The following is a 20,602-nucleotide window of genomic DNA, read 5'->3' as shown; positions in this document are numbered from 1 at the left end:
AAACTGCAATTTAACAACAAGCATAATAATAGACGCCCCAAAATTTGATTAGTTCAAAAAAACTTTAAAAAAATTTAATTTTTTATCAGAGCAAGCATTTGCTCTTCATCAAATTGAGTAAAACTCATTGATTTTTCTGTAAATAATGCATCAACAAGAGCTTGCTTATGCTGCTGCATTTTAAATACTTTTTGTTCAATTGAGTTAGCCATAATCAATTTATAAACAAACACAGGGTTAGTTTGGCCAATACGGTAGGCACGATCTGTCGCTTGTTTCTCAACAGCAGGGTTCCACCAAGGATCAAAATGAATCACAGTATCGGCTTGAGTTAGGTTTAGCCCTGTACCACCGGCTTTAAGGCTAATTAAGAATACGGATGTATCACCTTGAGTAAACTCTTCGATAACACGGTCGCGGTGTCTTGTTTGCCCGGTAAGCATACTAAAACTGATACCTAATTCATTTAATCGCTCTGCTATGACATCAAGTGCCATGGTGAATTGACTGAATATAATCACCTTACGACCTTCGCTAAGCATGATAGGCAAATGCTTAGATAACCATTCAAGTTTGGCGCTGCCAGCCTGTGAACTAGGGTCGATCAATTTTGGATGACAACAGATTTGTCTGAGCTTTAATAATGCATCTAAAAAGGCTAGCTTACTTTTTTGTACACCTTGCTGTGCAAATAGGTCGACTAATTTCTGTTCTAAAGATTCAGTTATACCGGTGTAAATTTCCTTTTGTTTGCTCTCAAATTCAAACTCTTTAACTAGCTCAGTCTTCTCTGGGAGCTCTTGCGTTACCTGTGCTTTAGTACGACGCAAGATAAATGGCATGATCAACGACTTAAGTTCATCAGCTCGGGCAACGTCGTTATCACGCTCAATAGGCGTTTGAAAATAGCTCTTAAAATGTGCTTGCGAACCAAGTAAAGAAGGCATTGCAAAGTCGAGCAAAGATTTAAGCTCAAATAAGTTATTTTCTATAGGCGTGCCGCTTAAGCAGAGCTTAAAGTCTGCATTAAGGCGCTTAACCAAGCGTGAAACCTGCGCAGCGTCGTTTTTAATATATTGCGCTTCATCAAGAATGATGTTTTCAAAATACAGCGGCGAATAAAAGGCAATATCACGCTTCAATAGAGGATAAGTTGTTAAAATACAATCTGCTTGCGACAACTGTTGTAATTGGTCGCTGCGCGCAGCACCGAAGACGGTGGTAATTTTTAAGTTACTCGCAAATTTATTAATTTCACTTTGCCAGTTACCAACCAAGCTGGTTGGGCAAACAATTAACGTTGGGCCTGCTTGTGGTGATTGCTTGGCATTAGCTAAAAAGGCAATAACTTGTAGGGTTTTACCTAGCCCCATGTCATCAGCCAAAATACCACCAAGCTGGTGACGTTTTAAAAAGTTAAGCCAATCAACACCGTGTTGTTGATACTCACGCAATTGCACACCCTGGTTTAAGCCTTGAATATCGGACTTTTTAATAAGCTGTTGTGAGCTATTTAATTCCGATAGATAAGCATCTAGAGCATCGTCAACAATATTAACCTTAATTGCTTTTTGCTCGATGAGCTTAGGCAAAAACGACAAAGGCATTAAGATTTCGTCACGGGTTTTAATATGCTCAAAACGTTCACGATAATCATTAAGCTGCATCATCGCGGCCTTTTCAACCACAGCAAAGCGTTTTCCTACAGTAAAGTAATAAAAGCGCTCACTTTGTCGATTAAGCGATTGATAAGTATTGTTATCAGTAACAAACAATTGTTGAGTTTTAACACCAGAGATCACGATTTTACTAACTATCTGATGACCTTTACCACGCTCAATTTGCAGTGAAAGTTGTTTAAGGACTTTGCCGACAGCTAACTCATCATTAATTTTCCAACCACGTTTTAATAAGTTTGGAATTATTTCAAACTTTAACCAATGTTCATGAATAACTGATTGTTTATTAAAGATAAACTCTGTTTGTAAAGCCCCTTTACATAATTCAAAGCCAAGGTTAGTTAATTCATTTACAACGGTATTTTCTAATGATTGGTTTAGTATTTCAGCTGGCGCCTGGCTTAAATCATACAAAGAGTTTTGATAATTAAACTGCAATCCTAAGCGGATTGTGCCCTCGTCATTATTGATACTGATGACAGGGAATACAGTTCGAGCTAGGCTTTTTTTGCTTTCCTTAAATGCATGAGGGATCACACCTTCACCAAAATTATCATTCAGCTGTTGATAAACGCGGTCAAAGTTCTCTGTGTGAATAGCAGGCATATTGGTAAGTAACGCTATTTCATCAGCCGTTAACGGAGTACGAATTCGGCCTACTTTTAGCTTCTCAGGGTCAAGGTAAGTAGGGGGTGTTGTTTTTAACAATAACCAATTATCTTGCCCAGCAAGCGTCATGCTCAATGACGTTAAGTCTTTGTTTTGTTTCCAATCAAACTCTAACGCTTGCATACTGTCAGCTTTAATTGCTTGGCGCGAACGGCCTAAAAACAAACGCTGGGTGGCAATTAATTGCTGTAGTGCTGCAAAGCCCCATTGACCTTTAAGCTCTAGTTTACCAAGGGCATTCTGAGAACGGATCCAGCTATATAACCGAAAGTCAGATTCTAATAAATCAGTAGGGGTTACAAAACTATTTAATTGCTGCTCGGTAAGGTTACGACCAAGAGTATAGTTATGCTCAGCGTCATAATTAGCTATTTTAGGGGTAAGGGTTACAACAGATTTCTCTACATCAAGAACAAATAATAGAACCTGTTTGGCATTGTCATTAGTAACTTGCTTAAGGGTTTTTAGCTCACTAAACCAATCGTTAATGATGTAGTCTTCGCCGTAGTCACCTGAATGTTCAATTTTGAGTTTTAGGAGCACAGCTGCAATATGGCGGCATTTAGTTTTAGAACCACAAGTACAATGCGAATCGACCGAAAAACCACTTGGTAATTTACTGATCTCAATATGCTGAGTAAAGGTATTTCCTTCGTTACCAAACATAGATGCATCAATAACGCTAAAATCACTGTTATGTTCTAACCAGTTGATTTGGCCGTTCTGGTGATACTCTTTTGCTTTACTTAACACATGCGGCTTAAATAGCTGTTTGATGAAGCGCTCAGACAGAGGAAACTGAGTTTCTTGCTCTTGTTTGATTTCTTCAAAGATAGCTAATAAGTCATTTTTGGATAAGTTAGCAGACATAACGCTTTTGGCAGTAAAAACAAAAAATAATTCTGCCAGTATATGATCTATCGGCCCAGAGCTAAAGCACTATTGAGCAATATTGGACTGGTTGGAGCTGATAACTTGGTAAAAATCTGCTTTAAAATAAAATCAAAGCTGAAAACTGACATACTGAGCATTTAACAAACAACAATCGCACAAGATATAAACAGGTTAATAACAAGGTAGGGGCTTTACAGATCAATTTTTTACTAAGCAATCTAATTATGAAACGAAAAACCCTGTAAAGGGGTTATTAGTTGGTAAAAAACTGATCTGAGAGTGTAATAAGTACCAATTTTACTGGTAATAGATCACTATTTTACTAACGAAAGGGAAGGGGAGATCACGCTTTTACTAACAGTAAAAGCGTGAGAGATCATTCTTTTACTAACTAATTAAAGCTATTTAATAGCTTAGTTAGCTGCTCTAAGCGTTTGTCTGTCATCACTTTATTATCGATTTTCACAGATAAATCACCGCTTTTGATGTTACGTTGTACGCTCACAAATTCACTATCAATAAGGGCTTCACGACGGCTTGGCGCTGCTGGCTCAGCAGTTAATAGCTTGGTAATTGCAAGAGCACGTTTATCATCGCTGCTGATTTGCGCTATTTCGCTATCACTACTTACGTCATTTACAAGCTTGGTAAACAGCTGCTCGTCACGCTCTTTGGCACTGATAAGCTTTTTAGCTACTTCACGGCCAACATGATTCGCAGTAGGGTAAAGACTTAAAACCTCAGAAGGTAGATTCTCATAAGCTTTGATAGCGTCAGCAATCGCAGTGTGTGATACACCTTCAATTGCCGCAATCTCACGATAAGAGCCTTTTTTACCATCAGCAATAAGCTCATCACGGGTCTGTTGATATGCTTGACCTAGCTCCCATAGACTTGGGGCAATGTATTGATCAGATGATACAGCAAGAATTTTAGCATCTTGATCTGTGAAATCTTCAGAGCTTAAAACTAAGTAATCAGAGTTACTTAAGATACATGCTTTTCGACGACGAGAACCTGCTAATACAAGCATTTCATCACCTTTATCCCAACATAGGGCAGGGTGCTGGTTACGGCCGTCTTCGGCAATTGCAGGAAGGATATCGGCAACTGACTTTTCATTTAGTAATGATTGTACACGGCGGTTTTTACCATAGACCTTTGTTTTAGCTTCAATTTCTGAGCTTGGAATAACCTTACACACCAAAGTAATTTGACGTGTAGGATCGCTTGGAGCAGGCATACTGATAACATCACCAGCTGAAGCTTGCTCTAGCAAAGCATCTAAACTGCTACTTTCGATAGACGTTGAAAAAGGGTCTAAGCTGGTATCATTTTTACGTTTTTTAGCCATTTTTATTAATTACCTTACTTAGCTGTATTTAGAGACGATTGAGTTGACTGCCAATTAGAACGGATCAGCATTTCAAGTTCATCAACAACATCTTTGATATTTTCTTGCGCACGAAGTAGTGACTCACGACTAGCTAAGCTATCTGACGTTTTTTGATCAAAAATGGTATTAAAAGAAGATGAGCTGGCGGTAATTGCCGAGCTATGATTGATTGGGTAACTCATTACTTGACGACCAAATGCACTACGAACGTCTTTAACGATGTCGCGCTGTGAATGATTCCCTTTAACATAGTTAGTTACTAAGAATTGCATGAAGTCCCAACCTTGGTGGCCAAGGGCAGCAACTGTATGGTAAATCTCGCCTAATCGCTTTAAGTATTTATTGTTTGCATCAAAGTCTACAGCTTCAGGATGAACTGGAATAAGCATCGACGTAGAAGCCATTAATGCATTATAAAACATAAAGTTAAGAGAAGGAGCTGTATCAATTAGAATAATATCAAATTGATCTTTTACCGGTTCAATAACTTTTTCGAGCAATTTATGATAATGACGTGTTTTATCATAACTAGAGCTATCTTTTAATAAAGTTGCAGTTTCATGCTCGAAGTAAAAATCATCCATACCTGAAGGCAAAATACGAATATTAGGTATATGGGTAGGTAAGAAAGAGTTCGATACTAACTCATCCCAGGTTTCGTTTTCATCGAGTTCGATACAGTCACGCATTAAGTCACCCACAGTAATTGGGTCTGGCTCACTAGGTGGGAAAAAGCTTGATGAAGAACCTTGTGGATCAAGGTCAATAATACCAATTCTGTATCGTTTAATATTGGTAGTAGCAAGTGCAGCGGCAATGTTTACCATGCTGGTAGTTTTACCACAACCACCTTTTAACGAGTTAATAACGATAACTTGTAATTTATCATGAACTGTACGGTGGTCAGGCTTAATATCCATGATATCAGCCATAGCAAAGATATTTACCAAGGTATAAGCGTAGTGGCCATTTGCACCACGTTTGATATCAAGTGCATCAAAGTCACCATTATCATGACGTCGTTTTAAGGTACGATTATTACAGCCTAATAAGTCAGCGGCTGCTTTTTGCGTATAAGTACGAAGTTCTTTTTCTTCAGACTTTAAATGGGCACGATAATGTTGAATACGTCCTTCTAGCGATTTTTCAGCAACTTCTGCTGTCGCTTTTAGTAACCTATAAGTGGCTAGCGCATTATTATTGATAGACATACTTTCTTCCTCAAAGTTATGCTTTAAGTATAATGTCCATTCAAATTGCTGTAAACAAGTATTTAAGGCGACATACCTTTTATTTATAAGACATTTAATAAAAATTTGTAACTTTACTGATGCTAAGTATAAATAAGTAAGTTTAATATCGGTTAAGTATATAGGTATATAAGGCTAAGATGCTAAAATAGTGAAATATATGTCTGATTTCATTGAATATTTACTAAAAAGCCAGATCGTGTTTTTACTTGGTAAAGATCAGATCTTTAATGACTCGCAGATCAGCCAATTACTAAGCAAAAAATGAGCTTTCGACTTATGCACAGTTTAACCACTGCTTTACTCACAAAAATAGTGGTGTAGATCAACTTTTTACTAACTAAATTATAAAGTTATGCACCGAGAGCATGACTAAAATGCACAATAAGTTAGTATGGATCTGATCTATAGTTGGTACAGATCAGATCTATGCTAACTTAAGAGCTGTTTATCCACATGGATTTTAAAAAAGCGATTTATGTCGTGTTAAATCGCTTTAAAAAGGTGATTAACGCGACATAATTTGAAATGAGTTAGTAAAATCGCGACCTATCAACTATAACTTAGTAAAAATCTGATCTGAAAATCAGCAATTACGAAACAGTTAGTATAAAACTGATCCGAAGAAATAAATTATGATCGGATCAAGTTTATACTAACTTAAACATTTAACTTTTGAAGTTTTATGTGTTGTTATTAACTGTCGAAGAAAAATTGGAAATAAGAACAATGAGCCGAAAGGTCAACATCTCGGTAGATAACTTACCCGATACATTACGCGGGCAGATCCACGGGGTGGAAAGTGCAATAGATAATGAAAGTCTTGCACTATTTACAGACAACAAAGATGTGCGTGTTTCAATTGAAAATGCTGCACATGGTTTGAGAGCTTACTCAAATACATTTAATCATTATGATCTATGGGGACGATTTGTCCGTTCTGGTCATAAGAAGCTTCCGGTTGAAGAAGCACCAAAGAAAACCATCGTTACACGAAAAATCTCTGAAAAAGTAGACGGCATTCTATATGATGGTGAAATCAAAATTACACCTGCGGTAGTAAGCACAAGAAAAGATGGTGAAGATGTTGAATATCTTGTTTGGCCATCGGATCGTGAAGAAAAGGTTGAACGTGCCTTAATTCGTTTAGCCTCTAAAGGGAAAATTGTAAAAATCAATTTTAAGTCTGGTATTCAATACGCAGTTGTTTTTTCAATGAATGAATTAGCACAAGAGCTGAAAGCTGTTGGCCAGTCGATGCCTTATCCGCAAATCAAAGAATCATTAGAAGCATTACAAGGTTCTAAGCTTTCTTTTAAATATTCAGCAACAGATACGCGTAACTCTGATATTGATGACTCATTTTACGAATCGAACATGAACTTTTTATCGTCACTTCATTTTAGTGGCAAAAAAGGTCAGGGTGGTAACGTAAAATGTGTAGCTTGTTTAAATGCCTTCGTTCATAACATGATCGATAATCTTGAATACAAAGGTTACTACTTTAATAGTGCTCAAGAATTAAAACGTGGTTTATCTCGTTGGATGATGCTTCGTTTATATCATTTATGGCGTTATGCGGCACCGGGTAAGACCTACCATTTCCGACTATTATCGATTATGGAAAAATATGGCTCTATTTATTCAACAGACGAAATTACCGAGAATAAATTAAAAGCTTTGCGTCGTGATATGACAACGACAATGAAAGACTTAATTGAGAAAGGTGCAATCTCTGAATATAACATTACCAATGTCAAAGATGACAAAACGGGTAATATTATTGATTACACATATGAGATGCATCCATCTGATCAATTTTGTGATGAGATTCTTACGCTTAATAAGCATAACAAACGAATCGAAATTCAAGGTGGTAAGCGCATTGTTGAAAATGCTGTTTTAATCGATGAAGATAAAATTGAAGAAATAGTAGAAGACTAAATTTTTAAATACTGCTAACTATAAAGAAAAGGCCACATATGTGGCCTTTTTAACATAATCAATCTGTTACTTGTTCTAAGTAAAGTCTATCAACTAAAAAATCATATTCCCTTTTTCGAGGATGACTTTCTGGTTTTTGATAATCAGATAATGTACCAAGTTTTACATCTGGTTCTGGGTTTATCAAAATAAAAGGTAAAGCAGCACTAACATGATATCGGTTTTGAGCTGTATACCTTACATTAACTTGTGGACTAACTCTTGTTGGTCTACGAATTCGTAATTTTTCTTTATCACCTAAACTTGCAACACGACTTTGCTCTTGTGCAACTAGTGCTTGCCAAGAGTGTTGGTCTATCATTCTTGGATTAGAATAACTAGCCGATTTATCGAGCATTGCTAAGGCCATTTTTTTAGTTAGCGTTTTAGTTGCGTGTTTGTGCATCCAAGTAAAACGAACAGAGTAGGGCGATTCAGTTTCAAAATGGATCTTACGATATGCAGCAAGTGTAATGAGATTAGGCACAGCATTATGAACCGCTTCAAATCGCGCATCATTATTATCGATAGCTATTACACTATTTTTAAAATCAGCTTTTGCTTTATTTAACTGATTTATCCTTGCAATGAAATGTTGCTTATCGACATCTTTTAAAACTAATAAACCTGGATGTCTTTTTAATACTCGACTACTTAATCCTGTCTTTTTATAAAAATCACCAAATGAATTTAGAATTAACTTATGAGCATCATCACCTTCAATTTTTTGTACACTAATTGAAGAAGGGACTTTCTTTTCGTCGTTTATATCGATATCTGGCAATTGATAATATGATGCCTTACGAAAACCCACTTCCTTTAATTCTTCACAAAACAAATGAGTTAACTCACTTACTAAATCAAACTGACTGCGTATTTCTAATTTTGTACTCATAGGAACACATCTTACTTATTGTTGGCACAATTGTAACCTTATCTCCTGTTCTTTAATAGTAAATTTTCTTTAGCTTGCTGACCTCACCCTATAGTTAAACAAAGTATGATGTGTTCCTTGTATTCTAGTAGTACAAGTTTTTAATTTGATCAATGTAGGACTTAAAAAGTATATTTTAAGTATGTAAAGCTGAGGTTACAGTAACGCTTTAACTAGGTAAGATGTGTTCTTAAGCTGTGCGGTAACGAATTAGCTGGTAAAAAAAGTGTAACTGACTGGTTTGAAACAATAAAACATTGAAACCCTAATTGTTAATATCGAAACTATTTATCAAATAACGAAATAATCGTAAATAGCTGAATATTGTCCTTGAACTTAGTACGTGCAATAAGTTAGTTTTCGTTAACGGTCTATGTTAGGAATGAGGAAAGAACATGCAATCGTGGAACCCAGACAGCTGGAGAAAACTGCCGATACTTCAGCAGCCAGAGTACCCAGATCAAGAAGCCCTTAAATCTGTTGAAGGGCAATTAAAAAGCGCACCACCTTTGGTATTTGCTGAAGAGACGCGTAGCTTATACAAACAACTAGAAGCTGTATGTGAAGGTAGAGCCTTCTTATTACAGGGTGGTGATTGTGCAGAGTCATTTAGTGACTTTAATGCCGCAAATATCCGCGATACATTTAAAACACTTTTACAAATGGCCGTTGTTTTAACTTATGGTGGTAAATGCCCTGTAGTTAAAATTGCGCGTATGGCAGGTCAGTACGCTAAGCCCCGCTCATCAGATTACGAAACAATCGATGGTGTTTCATTACCTTCGTACCGTGGCGATATCATCAATAATTTTGAATTCACAGAGCAAGCCCGTGTACCTGATCCACAGCGATTGATGACTGCATATCATCATAGTGCTGCAACGCTAAATTTATTACGCGCATTCGCGCAAGGTGGTTTAGCCGATTTACATCAAGTAAATCGCTGGAACATGGGCTTCGTTGCTGCAAATCCACTTAAAGAGAAATACCAACAGCTAGCTGATAGAATTCAAGATGCTCTTGAATTTATGGAAGTGTGTGGTATCGACTCAACCGTTGCGCCGAGCTTAAAAGAAACAGACTTATTTACATCACACGAAGCGTTGTTATTAGGCTATGAAGAAGCTCTAACACGCCGTGACCACTTATCAGGTGATTGGTACGATTGTTCTGCACACTTTGTCTGGATTGGTGAACGTACACGTCAACTTGATCATGCACACATCGAATTCTTTAAAGGCATTAAAAATCCAATTGGTGTGAAAGTTGGCCCAGGTATGGACCCAGATGAGCTAATCAAACTTATTGATGCAGTTAACCCAGATAACATTCCAGGACGCTTAACGTTAATTACACGAATGGGCGCTGATGTTCTTCCAGAGAAACTACCGGCACTTGTACGTAAAGTACAACAAGAAGGCCGTAAAGTTATTTGGAGCTCAGATCCAATGCATGGTAATACTGAGAAAGCGAGCTCAGGTTATAAAACACGTAGCTTTAATAATATTCTTCGTGAAATTAGCCAGTTCTTCGCAGTACACAAAGCTGAAGGTTCATACCCAGGTGGTGTTCACCTTGAAATGACTGGCCAGCACGTTACTGAATGTACTGGTGGTGCGTATGGCTTGTCTGATGAAGATTTAGCACAACGCTACCGCACACAGTGCGACCCACGCTTAAATGCGGATCAAGTTTTAGAACTAGGTTTCTTAGTTGCTGACTTATTAAAAGACGCTCGTAAGTAACACTAAGTTATCCAAAAAAAGGCTGCACATTGCAGCCTTTTTTAATGTCCGATACTAAAATAAGTTAGTACTTACGTCTTTCAAGTCCAGTATCAGATATAATCTTTGCAGAAATTTCTTCTACTGAATGATGAGTTGAATTTAAAAATTGAATCTTCTGCTTTTTATAAAGCATTTCTACTTCACGCACTTCGATACGACACTGTTTTAAAGACGCATATTTTGAATTTGCCATTCGACGCTGGCGAATATCGGCAAGGCGAACAGGGTCAATCGTTAAACCAAATAGTTTATGTTTGTAAGCTTTTAAACACTCAGGCAGGGAGCCTCTTTCTAAATCATCTTCTGTTAGCGGGTAATTGGCAGCTTTAATACCATATTGTAATGCAAGGTATAAACTAGTCGGTGTTTTACCGCTTCGGCTAACACCCACTAAAATAATGTCGGCTTCAGAGTAGTTTTTAATGTTAGCGCCATCATCATTGGTCAACGCATAGTTAACCGCATCAATACGAAAATCATAACTTTTCTCGTGCATTGAATGCGTTCTATGAACCTTAGGTACCGGCGCAACTTTTAACTCTTGAGAAATTTTATCACTGTATTGAGATAAAAAGTCATAACACACCGCGCAAGACGATTTAATAATTTCACTTAGCTCGTGGTTTACAAAAGTGAAGAACACGAGTGGCTGTTCACCATCACGTTGAGCTGTTGAATTAATCAAGTTTTTAACTTCAGTTGCTTTTTTTTCTGTTTCAACAAAAGGAATTGTTTTGTGATTAAAATCAACAGGAAACATAGATAAGGTCGCATGACCAAAGACTTCAGAGGTGATTGCTGTTCCATCAGAAATATAAAATGCAGTTCTCATATTTAACCTTTTTATTACCTTTATCTGCAAAATAGGGGCTTCACGGTTTACGTGAGGTCTGTTGCCAGTGTAGAATGACTATGACCTTTTTAGAAGGTTTTCTTTCTTAACTCTCACAGTTAGTACTACAATTTGTTTATGGAGAAAGATCCGTGCAAGAATACGTTCTCTGGTATCAAGAGCTTGGTATGCAAGATGTTCCTCGTGTTGGCGGTAAAAACGCTTCACTAGGTGAAATGATCTCAAACCTAGCTAACGCTGGTGTTCAAGTGCCAGGTGGTTTCGCTACAACCGCTGATGCATTCAATGAGTTTCTAGAGCAATCTGGTTTAAACTCAAAAATCCACGATATTTTAGACACATTGGATGTGGATGATGTAAATACACTCGCTAAAGTCGGTGCCGAAATCCGCCAATGGATTATCGATACACCATTCCAACCAAACCTAGACCAAGCCATCCGCGACGCATATAGCCAACTACACGGCGACGCATCACAAGATGTTTCATTTGCAGTTCGCTCATCTGCTACAGCAGAAGACATGCCAGACGCTTCATTCGCAGGACAACAAGAAACGTTTTTAAACGTACGTGGTATTGATTCTGTAATGACTGCAATCAAACACGTGTTTGCCTCACTATTTAATGACCGCGCTATTTCTTACCGTGTTCACCAAGGTTATGACCACCGTGGTGTTGCACTTTCAGCTGGTATCCAACGCATGGTTCGTTCAGATAAAGCAGCTTCAGGTGTTATGTTCAGTATTGATACTGAATCTGGCTTTGAAGATGTTGTATTTGTCACTTCAAGCTATGGTCTTGGTGAAATGGTTGTACAGGGTGCTGTAAACCCAGATGAATTTTATGTTCATAAACCAACTCTTGCTAACGGTAAACCAGCGGTAGTTCGCCGTAACATTGGTTCAAAAGCAATCCAAATGATTTACTCAGCGGATGAATCACATGGTAAGCAAGTTGAAATTGTTGACGTAGATTCGTCACTTTCAAACAAATTCTCAATCACAGATGCTGAAGTTCAAGAACTTGCAAAGCAAGCTGTTATTATTGAAAAGCACTACGGTCGTCCAATGGACATCGAGTGGGCAAAAGACGGTAACGACGGTAAACTTTACATCGTTCAAGCACGTCCAGAAACAGTTCGTTCAAACGAAGACGCTAACGTTATGGAGCGTTTCCAATTAAATGGTACAAGCACAGTTGTTGCTGAAGGCCGTGCAATTGGTCACAAGATTGGTTCAGGTACTGTACGCGTACTAGATTCAATTGATGAAATGGACAAAGTACAACAAGGCGACATTCTAGTTACTGACATGACTGACCCTGACTGGGAGCCAATCATGAAACGTGCCGCTGCGATTGTTACAAACCGTGGTGGTCGTACATGTCACGCGGCAATCATTGCTCGTGAATTAGGTATTCCTGCAGTTGTTGGTTGTGGTAATGCAACTGATTTAATTAAAGCAGGCCAAGATGTAACTGTATCGTGTGCCGAAGGTGACACAGGTTATATCTACGAAGGTATTTTAGATTACGAAGTACTTACTTCACGTGTTGATGAAATGCCAGAGTTACCAATGAAAGTTATGATGAACGTAGGTAACCCTGATCGTGCATTTGACTTTGCACGCTTACCTCATGCAGGTGTTGGCCTTGCGCGTGTTGAATTCGTAATCAACCGTATGATTGGTGTTCACCCTAAAGCACTTCTTAACTTTGATGCTCAATCTGACGAGCTAAAAGCTGAAATCTCAGAAATGATGGCAGGTTATGAATCACCTGTAGAATTCTATATTTCTAAGCTTGTTGAAGGTATTGCAACACTAGGTTGTGCGTTTGCACCTGAGCGTGTAATTGTTCGTATGTCTGACTTTAAGTCAAACGAATATGCAAACCTTGTTGGCGGCCAGCAATATGAGCCGGAAGAAGAAAACCCAATGATTGGTTTCCGTGGTGCAGCACGTTATATCTCTGAAGATTTCCGTGACTGTTTCGCGTTAGAGTGTGAAGCGATTAAACGTGTTCGCAACGAAATGGGTATGACTAATATTGAAATCATGATCCCATTTGTTCGTACGCTTGAAGAAGGTAAGCGCGTTATTGAATTACTTGAAGAACATGGCCTTAAACGTGGCGAAAATGGTCTGAAAGTAATCATGATGTGTGAATTACCATCAAACGCGTTACTTGCAGATGAGTTCTTAGAATATTTTGATGGTTTCTCTATCGGTTCAAACGACTTAACTCAGTTAACATTAGGTCTTGACCGTGACTCAGGTTTAATTGCGCATCTATTTGATGAGCGTAACCCTGCAATCAAGAAACTATTATCAATGGCTATTCAAACTGCTAAAGCAAAAGGCAAATATGTAGGTATTTGTGGTCAAGGTCCTTCAGATCATGAAGACTTTGCAGCTTGGTTAGTTGAGCAGGGCATTGATTCTGTTTCTCTAAACCCTGATACAGTATTAGAAACTTGGTTATATCTTGCTAAGAAATTAGCCGACTAAGTACTTTATTTAATTAAAATAAAGATTCTGATATAAAAAATGCCAGCACTTAGCTGGCATTTTTGTAACTCAATTAGAAATCAGCGAGCAAGTTTTTTATCGATATAAGCACATGACTTAGTCAGAGCCTTTTGGCACAAGGTTAAATAATCACGCGCTTTAGGATAGTAAAAAGATAAACAGAAAAGTCCTGCAATAAAGAAGATCAGCGACGGTCCGGGAATAATGACAAAAACTAAACCCAATAACATGCACAAGGCACCTAAACTGATTAATGCAATTTTTTTCATCTGACTATCTCATTTGCTGCTTTCATACACAGTATAAAAGTATTGCCCCCGAAATCGATAAAAAGAGTGTTACAAACTGTAAAATCTTCAATTTATCTTAGCTATTAGCATGATATAATTTGCAAAATGCCTTAATTTATCACCGTCATGATAGCAACAATAAGCCAACAACAAGCCACCACAGAACTCGTTTCTAATTACTTAGATACAATACAAAAACAAGGTTTTAGTGGTGATACCGATGCAAGCTTTTCTACACGTTTAAGTTTATCGACCGATAACAGCGTTTACCAACAGGTACCTCAAGGTGTCATCTTTCCAAAGTCAGCAAAAGACATACAACTTGCTATGCAAATTGCTTCTCGTGATCCGTTTTTATCACTGACTTTTGGTCCACGCGGAGGCGGTACAGGTACTAATGGACAATCGCTAACCCCGGGTATAGTTGTTGATTTATCTCGCTACATGCGTGAAATCTTAGAAATCAATGTCGAAGAAAACTGGGTGCGCGTGCAAACGGGTGTAATAAAAGACCAATTAAACGACTTTTTGCGTCCTTACGGTTTTTTCTTTGCGCCCGATTTATCAACAAGTAACCGTGCAACAATCGGTGGAATGATAAATACAGATGCATCAGGTCAAGGCTCTTTGGTTTATGGCAAAACAAGTGATCACGTTTTAGGCCTAACAACTTATCTTGTTGATGGCACTGAAATGTCAACAACCCCTATGCCTGTTGAAAAAGCAAAAGTAATTGCTGAACAAAACACGACTGTAGGTAAGTTATATAAAACAGTTCTTGATATTGGCCTTGAGAATCGAGACGCTATTTTAGAAAAATTCCCACGTTTAAACCGTTTTCTGACCGGCTACGATTTAGAACATATTCTTTCTGATGATTTACAAACCTTTGATATGAGCCGATTAATTACTGGTTCTGAAGGTTCATTAGGTATTGTAACTGAAGCAAAACTAAATATTACGCCGATTGCTGAATTTAAAACATTAATAAATATTAAATACGATAGCTTTGATTCTGCACTTCGTCATTCACCATTTCTAGTTGCAGCAAATGCAACTTCTGTAGAAACAGTCGATAGCAAAGTACTTAACCTTGCTCGAGAAGATATCATTTGGCATTCAGTATCGGACTTAATAACCGATGTTGAGAATAAAGATATGCAAGGGCTCAACATGGTTGAGTTTAATGCGGTTTCACCTGAAGACATTAAAGATAAAGTAGACACTCTTTGTAAGCTACTCGATGAATGTGTTGAAAAACAAACTAATGGGGTGATCGGTTATCAGTTAACAAATGACAAAGCTGATATTTTAAAAATTTATGCAATGCGAAAAAAGTCAGTAGGCCTTTTAGGTAATGTAAAAGGCAGTCAAAAGCCCTTAGCTTTTGCTGAAGATACTGCAGTACCACCAGAAAACTTAGCAGATTTTATAGTCGAGTTTCGTGAACTTCTCGATAACCACAACCTTCAATATGGTATGTTTGGCCATGTTGATGCTGGTGTTTTACACGTACGACCTGCACTAGATATGTGTGACCCTGAACAAGAAAAATTGCTTCGCCATATTTCAGATGAAGTCGTTAAACTGACTGCAAAATATGGCGGATTGATGTGGGGAGAGCATGGCAAAGGTTATCGAAGTGAATATGGCCCTGAGTTTTTCGGCGAGCATTTATTTACACAACTTCGAAAAATCAAAGCAGCATTTGATCCAAATAACAGAGTAAACCCAGGTAAAATCTGTACGCCAATTGAAAGTAAAGACTCTCTCGTTTCTGTTGACGATCAAAAGCGTGCCTGGTTCGACAAACAAATTTCTATCGATGTTAAAACAGAATTTAATAACGCGATGACCTGTAATGGTAATGGTCTGTGTTTTAACTACGATGAAAAATCACCAATGTGCCCATCTTATAAAGTAACAGGTGACCGCCGATATTCACCAAAAGGTCGCGCAAGTTTAATGCGCGAATGGTTGCGACTTCAAGAGTCTGAAAATATTGATTTACTTAATGTCGAAAAAGAATTAGTTAATGGTGAAGTAATCACTTGGTGGGAGCGCTATCAACATAGTCGCGATAAGAAAAAAGGTGTTTATGACTTCTCTCACGAAGTGAAAGAATCAATGGATGAATGTTTAGCTTGTAAAGCATGTACTACTGCATGTCCAATTAAAGTTGATGTACCAACATTCCGTTCACGCTTTTTAAATTTCTACCACAGTTATTATGCTCGTCCCGCTAAAGATTACTTAGTTGCAGGCATCGAACAAACTGCGCCGGTGATGGCAAAGTTTGCTAAAGTGGTAAATCCAATTGTAAATACAAAGCTTGTTTCAGGTTTAATTAAAAATACCATTGGTTATGTGGATACGCCAAGCTTAAGCGTACCCCAACTTTCTAAACGTATTTCTAAAGATCAGCAATTTAATTTTGAATTACTTAATTCGCTTTCAAAAGAACAACAAGCCGAGTATGTACTAATAGTTCAAGATCCATTCACTAGTTTTTACGAAGCTGAATTAGTAGAAAGCTTTATTAAAGTGATTAAAGCGCTAGGCAAAAAACCAATGCTATTACCGTTCAAACCAAATGGTAAAGCTCAGCATGTAAAAGGTTTTTTAAATGAATTTAAAACAACAGCAAAAAATGCAGCTGAGTTTTTAAATTCACTGAGTGAAATTAACGCTCCTTTAGTTGGGCTCGATGCATCTTTGGTTATGTGTTACAGAGATGAGTATGTCTCAATATTAAAAGATGAGCGTGGTGACTTTAAAGTTGAATTAGCTCATGAATGGCTTCAAACGCAAAACTTTAAACAAGTTACTCTTAACACTAAAACGAGTTCGCCATTTAAATTGTTAAGTCATTGTACTGAAACAACAGCAATGCCGAATGCTTCTAAAGTTTGGCAAACCATTTTTGCTGATCTAAATTTACAGCTTGAAACTACCAGTACGGGTTGTTGTGGTATGGCAGGAACGTACGGCCACGAAAAGCAAAACCAAGAAAATTCACGGGCTCTTTATGAAATGAGTTGGCAACCAATTATTTCTGATAATGAACCTGAAACTGTTTTAGCAACTGGCTTTTCTTGTCGTAGCCAAGTGAAACGCTATGAAAAATTTAAACCAAAGCACCCACTGCAATTAATTGCAGAGTTACTTTAATTTTTTTGAAAATTATAAAGGCGCTTAACGCGCCTTTATTTTTGGTAACTTTTTGCGATGGGTTTGGTACTCATGCCATGAATGAAAACACTAAATAAAATGGTTGTTAATGTTACCGTGGCAATTTGTTCTTTGTTTGCAATTGCTGTATCCATCACCATTAAAGTGAAAACGATAGACGCCAAACCTCTTGGGCCAAACCAGGCAAAAGTTAACTTGTCTTTAAAATTTAGATTAGTAAACATAAGTGAAAGTAGTACCGGCACAATTCTAAAAATCGTCACACTTAATAACGCATAAAAAACAATTGGCCAAGTGATATCATTCACAATTAAGTGACCACATACAAAACCGAATAAACACCAAATTAGTAGCGCAACAAATTCGGCGATATGCTCAGAGTCTTTAACTAATGTTGAACGTATTTTTTTAGGTGCTAAATAATCAAATAAGAGTCCCGCAACAAAAACAGCAATAAAACCACTGCCATGAAAATTTTGTGTTAAAGAGAAAATAGCCATGACTAATCCAATCAATAAAAATGGACTGCTATTATTTGCAAAGTAATGACGTGCTAATGCTATTTTTAAAAATGGAATAAACACGGCCATCGACACGCCTGCAATAACAAGTGCAACACCTAACTCTCTTGCAAAAACAAGTAAAGTATCAATTGTCGTTACAGCACTTTCTGGATTTTGAGCTAATAAAAGTAAAATTAAAAAGATAGGTACGCAAAGGCCATCGTTCAACCCGCTTTCCGTATTTATTCCTTCGCGAACTTTCTCTGGAACCGATGTGCATTCTAAAATTCCTTTGCTAAGCGCAGCATCCGTTGGTGTTAAAATAATCGCGATCAAGGCAGATTGAAAAAGTGATAACTCCGAAAAGAAAAACAACCCACCAGCTACACCTAACACTAATGTCATCGGCAAAGCCACAAAAAGTAACAGGCTAGGGTACTGATAACTATGTTTTAATACGGGAAGTTTTGATTTTGCGGCATCGGTAAATAAAAAAATACTTAAGGTTAATTCAACCAAAGGTAAAATGTCACTGAGTCCGGCTTCGCCTAACTTAAACTCACTCGGCAAAAAGTAAGACATTGCAATTCCGACCAACACAAAAAACATTGGCCCGGTAATTTCTGTTCGTTCTAATTGCCGAATCGTCAGTGAGTAAAATAATAAAGCTAAACCGACTAACGCCAGTATTGTATATTCCATTAAACTTTCCTTTTTATTCCAGACTTTGCACGTTCTTTTATATTTGTTTGAATATAAATTTGATCTGTCGTAGCAATTTTTGCATGACCTAAATCTTCAGATAAATGTTTTAGCGGTCTTGTTTGAGCATCGTGTGTTGCACCAGTATGCCTTAACCAGTGAGCAGTAGCTGCTTCAAGTTGTTCTGCATCATCTTTAAAGCCGTCTTGTAAAAGAGATTGTTTTGCTAAGTCAAAACTTTGTTGTACCAAACGACGAATTTGACGAACAGTCATTCCCCCTTTGCCACGAATTTTGTGAACTAGCGGCTCAGCTTCATCAACACGGGGCAGGGCAGGTAAACCTCGGTAAAGCCTATAACGTTTTAGATAAGATATAAAATCTTCACTTAAGGTAACATCACGTAATTTGTTACCTTTACCCATAATTCTTAAAAACCAAAAACCATCATTATCTTGCCAAAAATGTGACATAACCGGCGACCACTGAGGGCGCTCGGATAACTCAGAAATTCGTAGATACAATCCTTTTAAGCAAGCGAGAGTGAATAAATTTCTTTCTAAATCAGGTTGTTGCTCACATAAATCTCGAGTAACGCCAAATACATACTCCCATTGAATATCACTGAGTGTATCGGGGATTTTAATTTGCGATTGCACAACTAAGTAAGGGCTATTCTTTTTAACAACCGGTACAAAGTTAGCAAAGGTTTTTTCTTCTAAAATTGCAAACTTATAAAAAACATTGAGCGCTGTAAACATAGCGGCGAGTGTTTGTTGGCTAGCTATATTTTCTTTATTGATGAAAGGGCGCCAATTTGTATTGAGCTGTCTTATGCCTTGTTCATCTTTATAACGCCATTGCACTGAACTTGATAACCAGGCCGAATCTGGTTCAACCATAAAATCAACATAGGCTTCAATATCTTCACGTTTTAGATCAAAAACTGATTTCTCAGCAACTAACCATGACCATAAACAGAACCGCTCAAGCTCATTTCGAAATCGATTAAATGTAGCTTCTGATTTTCGGCCATACACATATAAAAACTGATAAAGAAAACCTAAGTCATTTTTTGATTCAGCAACAGTCAATCCAACATGATGTATAAAGTTATCAAGTTCTGGATATTCTGTTGCAAGAGTATCATCTTCAAGATGGGCAATTTGGTAACGCAGTTGTTTAAGTGTATCAACGAGAGCAACGAGCATAATGATGTAATATCTTGTAAAATAACTAGTTATAAGATTACCATAAAGTCCGATACTGTCTAGTATTGGACTTAATATATCTATAGTATTAGCAGCATTAACTAGATTGCCATACTAATATTCAAGGAATATGTATGAAAAAGTTTATCGCTATTAGTTTAGTTTTAATCACTACAATTTTAACCGGTTGTGCTACAACAGGCAGTGCATCTCCCGATGAAAAACGTGCTTTAGTACAAAGCATGAAAAACAATACATTAAGTGAGCTTTACACTCAAAAACCTGATGTTAAACAACAAATTGCTAACTCTGCTGGTTATGCGGTTTTTGATAATGCCAATGTAAATGTTGTTTTAGCCAGTTTTGGCGGTGGTTATGGTGTTGTTAAAAACAACCTAACCGGTAAATCAACTTACATGAATATGGGTGAAGCGGGTTTAGGTCTAGGTTTAGGTGTTAAAGACTTTAATGTTGTGATGGTTTTTCATAACCAAGCAGCAGTAAATCGCTTTATTGAACATGGTTGGGCATTCGGAGGAAATGCAGATGCAGCAGCAAAATATGAAGATAAAGGTGGCGCTTTAGTTGCCGAAGCTATTGCCGACCAAGTAACTGTTTACTCTTTGACCGAAAATGGCCTTGCACTACAAGCGGTACTGAAAGGCACTAAGTTTTGGGTAGATTCTGAGCTAAATTAAGCTACTTAAAACCCTTCTAAAAGTGGGCTAGTT

At 37.6% G+C, this 20,602-nt stretch carries 13 protein-coding genes; 5 read left to right on the top strand and 8 right to left on the bottom strand.

Going from position 1 to position 20,602, the window contains the following annotated elements:
- Nucleotides 1-74: 74 nt before the first annotated feature.
- The 3 genes from AN213_RS13835 to AN213_RS13825 all read right to left on the bottom strand — a co-directional run bounded on the left by AN213_RS13835 (nucleotide 75) and on the right by AN213_RS13825 (nucleotide 5,849).
- Nucleotides 75-3,218, bottom strand: a complete 3,144-nt coding sequence (locus tag AN213_RS13835) for a DEAD/DEAH box helicase (RefSeq protein ID WP_054563107.1) — start codon at nucleotides 3,216-3,218, stop codon at nucleotides 75-77.
- Between the two features lie 415 nt (nucleotides 3,219-3,633).
- Complete coding sequence (locus AN213_RS13830) at nucleotides 3,634-4,596, bottom strand: hypothetical protein (protein ID WP_054563106.1); 963 nt, start codon at nucleotides 4,594-4,596, stop codon at nucleotides 3,634-3,636.
- A gap of 14 nt (nucleotides 4,597-4,610) precedes the next feature.
- Nucleotides 4,611-5,849 (bottom strand): AAA family ATPase, encoded by a 1,239-nt coding sequence (locus tag AN213_RS13825; protein ID WP_054563105.1) that lies wholly within the window; start codon nucleotides 5,847-5,849, stop codon nucleotides 4,611-4,613.
- Between the two features lie 768 nt (nucleotides 5,850-6,617).
- Here AN213_RS13825 and AN213_RS13820 point away from each other — a divergent pair.
- The gene (locus AN213_RS13820) at nucleotides 6,618-7,832 is read left to right on the top strand and encodes a hypothetical protein (protein ID WP_054563104.1); all 1,215 of its coding nucleotides are present in this window, start codon (nucleotides 6,618-6,620) and stop codon (nucleotides 7,830-7,832) included.
- 58 nt (nucleotides 7,833-7,890) lie between these two features.
- Here AN213_RS13820 and AN213_RS13815 read toward each other — a convergent pair whose 3' ends face one another.
- The gene (locus AN213_RS13815) at nucleotides 7,891-8,766 is read right to left on the bottom strand and encodes a DNA replication terminus site-binding protein (protein WP_055198889.1); all 876 of its coding nucleotides are present in this window, start codon (nucleotides 8,764-8,766) and stop codon (nucleotides 7,891-7,893) included.
- Nucleotides 8,767-9,200: 434 nt separating this feature from the next.
- Here AN213_RS13815 and AN213_RS13810 point away from each other — a divergent pair, with 434 nt between their 5' ends.
- Complete coding sequence (locus AN213_RS13810) at nucleotides 9,201-10,550, top strand: class II 3-deoxy-7-phosphoheptulonate synthase (RefSeq protein ID WP_054563102.1); 1,350 nt, start codon at nucleotides 9,201-9,203, stop codon at nucleotides 10,548-10,550.
- A 64-nt stretch (nucleotides 10,551-10,614) separates the two neighbouring features.
- Here AN213_RS13810 and AN213_RS13805 read toward each other — a convergent pair whose 3' ends face one another.
- The gene (locus AN213_RS13805; protein WP_054563101.1) at nucleotides 10,615-11,424 is read right to left on the bottom strand and encodes a pyruvate, water dikinase regulatory protein; all 810 of its coding nucleotides are present in this window, start codon (nucleotides 11,422-11,424) and stop codon (nucleotides 10,615-10,617) included.
- Nucleotides 11,425-11,576: 152 nt separating this feature from the next.
- On the opposite strand from AN213_RS13805, the gene ppsA reads away from it, so the two are divergent.
- Complete coding sequence (ppsA, locus tag AN213_RS13800; RefSeq protein WP_054553332.1) at nucleotides 11,577-13,952, top strand: phosphoenolpyruvate synthase; 2,376 nt, start codon at nucleotides 11,577-11,579, stop codon at nucleotides 13,950-13,952.
- A gap of 80 nt (nucleotides 13,953-14,032) precedes the next feature.
- Here the strand turns inward: ppsA and AN213_RS13795 are convergent, their stop codons facing one another.
- Nucleotides 14,033-14,242 (bottom strand): PGPGW domain-containing protein, encoded by a 210-nt coding sequence (locus AN213_RS13795; protein ID WP_054553331.1) that lies wholly within the window; start codon nucleotides 14,240-14,242, stop codon nucleotides 14,033-14,035.
- A gap of 147 nt (nucleotides 14,243-14,389) precedes the next feature.
- On the opposite strand from AN213_RS13795, the gene AN213_RS13790 reads away from it, so the two are divergent.
- Nucleotides 14,390-17,434, top strand: a complete 3,045-nt coding sequence (locus tag AN213_RS13790; RefSeq protein WP_055198888.1) for an FAD-binding and (Fe-S)-binding domain-containing protein — start codon at nucleotides 14,390-14,392, stop codon at nucleotides 17,432-17,434.
- Between the two features lie 35 nt (nucleotides 17,435-17,469).
- Here AN213_RS13790 and AN213_RS13785 read toward each other — a convergent pair whose 3' ends face one another.
- Entirely contained in the window at nucleotides 17,470-18,660 is a 1,191-nt protein-coding gene (locus tag AN213_RS13785; RefSeq protein ID WP_055198887.1) for a sodium:proton antiporter, read from the bottom strand.
- The gene (locus AN213_RS13780; RefSeq protein ID WP_055198886.1) at nucleotides 18,660-19,871 is read right to left on the bottom strand and encodes a tyrosine-type recombinase/integrase; all 1,212 of its coding nucleotides are present in this window, start codon (nucleotides 19,869-19,871) and stop codon (nucleotides 18,660-18,662) included. The genes AN213_RS13785 and AN213_RS13780 overlap by 1 nt, the downstream gene beginning before the upstream one ends.
- Nucleotides 19,872-20,005: 134 nt before the next feature.
- Here AN213_RS13780 and AN213_RS13775 point away from each other — a divergent pair, with 134 nt between their 5' ends.
- On the top strand, nucleotides 20,006-20,569 hold the full coding sequence (locus tag AN213_RS13775) for a YSC84-related protein (protein WP_054563096.1): 564 nt from the start codon (nucleotides 20,006-20,008) through the stop codon (nucleotides 20,567-20,569).
- The last annotated feature ends 33 nt before the right edge of the window (nucleotides 20,570-20,602 follow it).

It is taken from the genome of Pseudoalteromonas sp. P1-8, assembly GCF_001399985.1.
Lineage (GTDB): Bacteria > Pseudomonadota > Gammaproteobacteria > Enterobacterales > Alteromonadaceae > Pseudoalteromonas.
The sequence above is the reverse complement of the archived record's forward strand: the minus strand, read 5'-3'. Positions and strand labels throughout refer to the sequence as shown.